We start from the raw sequence: 1895 nt of genomic DNA, 5'->3' as shown, positions 1-1895 counted from the left end.
GTGAAAACCATATCTTCTTATCCTATATTTTTCATACCATTGATAGGGTATAGCATAATTATAAACATAGTCGGGCATGGTCTGGTGCCAGGCAGTATCCATGATAGCCATATGAGGAATATCAGGTAATAATTCCATAGCTGCCTCAATACCCATAATATTTGGAGGATTGTGTAGAGGGGCAAGGTCGGCAAGTTCTTTAAATGTTTTGATTACTTCTTGATTAATGATAACTGATTTGGAAAATTTCTCACCGCCGTGTACTACTCTATGACCGATAGCAGAAATATCTGATAAATTCTTTATGGCACCATATTCCGGATGTATAAGGCTGTCTACAATTAATTTGATGGCTTCTTTATGAGTAGGACAATCATGTTTAATGGTAACTTTTTCTTTATGATTAACCTCATGAACACAGAAAGAATCTCCTATGGTAACTCGCTCTACTATACCCTTGGCAATTATTTCTTGGTTTTCCCAATTATAAAGTTTATATTTTACTGAGGAACTACCGCAGTTCAATGATAAGATGATCATTGCTATTTCCTCCCCATCTTTTGTTTTTATTTTAACTTGCTAATTCGTTTCTAAAAATTTAGTTTAACTTGTTGACCAATTCCCCAATTCTCCCATTAAATTAGTCGATAATGAATAGGGTCAATATTTAGTTCAAAATATAATAAATCTTCGATTAACATATGCAGCTTAAAAATTAAAACTTTATTTACTGACGGCTAATGTTTATACCTCTCCTGCTTGTAATACGGTAATTGCTACCACATTGACTATATCTTCTGCACTACAACCACGAGAGAGATCATTAACCGGTTTTCTCATCCCCTGAGAAACTGGTCCTATAGCCTCTGCTTTGGCTAATCTTTCTGTTAATTTATAGGCAATATTTCCAGAATTTAGATCGGGAAATATCAGGACATTAGCTTTTCCGGCGATTTTACTGTTGGGAGCTTTTCGCTCTCCGATTGAGGGAATTAACGCGGCATCAGCCTGAAGCTCTCCATCAATAAGTAGATCCGGTTTCTTTTTTTGGGCAATTTTAGTTGCTTCTGTTACTTTATCAACTAAAGGATGTTTGGCACTCCCTTTGGTTGAAAAAGACAACATAGCTACTTTAGGTTCAAAACCAACTAGTGCTTTTCCTGTGGCAGCACTGGCGATAGCAACATCGGCAAGCTGTTCGGCATTAGGTTCCGGATTTAAAGCACAATCAGCGAAAACAATGATTCCATTTTCTCCATAAGAGCAATCGGGTACCACCATTACAAAAGAACTGGATACAATATTTATACCAGGGGCAGTTTTAATAGTCTGCAGAGCAGGCCTAAAAACATCTCCCGTGGCATTTATAGATCCAGCAACCAATCCATCTGCATCATCATGATAAACCATTAATGCACCGAAATAAAGAGGATCTTCCATTAATTTATAGGCTTCATCTATTTTTATCCCTTTATTTTTACGAAGTTGATAATAAGATTCAGCATATTCTTTTAGTTTATCAGACTCTTTTGGTAAAATAACTTTAATTTTTGACGATAATTCAATTCCCAATTCTTTCGCAATAGATTTAATATTTTTTTCTCTTCCTAAAAGTATTAAGTCGGCGAAACCCTCCTTAATAATAGTTTCTGCCGCCTTAATCATCCTCGGTTCTTCCCCTTCGGGAAGTACAATAATTTTAGGATTTTTTTTTGCTTTTTCGCGAATAAGTTGTGATAACTTCATTTATCCTCTCCTTTTTATAATATTTTTTCTATATTTTTTCTCTGCCATTTTTCTCCATTTTTTGGCAAAATAAAATACGATATATAAATTTATTGACAGTTTACTTGATAACTCAGTCTAATATACTAATAAATAATTTATTCATCGAT

Annotated in this window: 2 protein-coding genes; both read right to left on the bottom strand. The window is 34.6% G+C overall.

What is annotated here, in order from left to right; all coding sequences use genetic code 11:
* On the bottom strand, positions 1–540 hold a 540-nt coding region (locus ENO17_09570), incomplete at its 3' end, for a propionate kinase (GenBank protein ID HER25280.1).
* A 204-nt stretch (positions 541–744) separates the two neighbouring features.
* Positions 745–1746: a phosphate acetyltransferase gene (locus ENO17_09565; protein ID HER25279.1), complete on the bottom strand. Its 1002-nt coding sequence runs from the start codon at positions 1744–1746 to the stop codon at positions 745–747.
* Between the last annotated feature and the right edge of the window lie 149 nt (positions 1747–1895).

It is taken from the genome of Candidatus Atribacteria bacterium, assembly GCA_011056645.1.
GTDB lineage: Bacteria > Atribacterota > Phoenicimicrobiia > Phoenicimicrobiales > Phoenicimicrobiaceae > Sediminicultor > Sediminicultor quartus.
The sequence above is the reverse complement of the archived record's forward strand: the minus strand, read 5'-3'. Positions and strand labels throughout refer to the sequence as shown.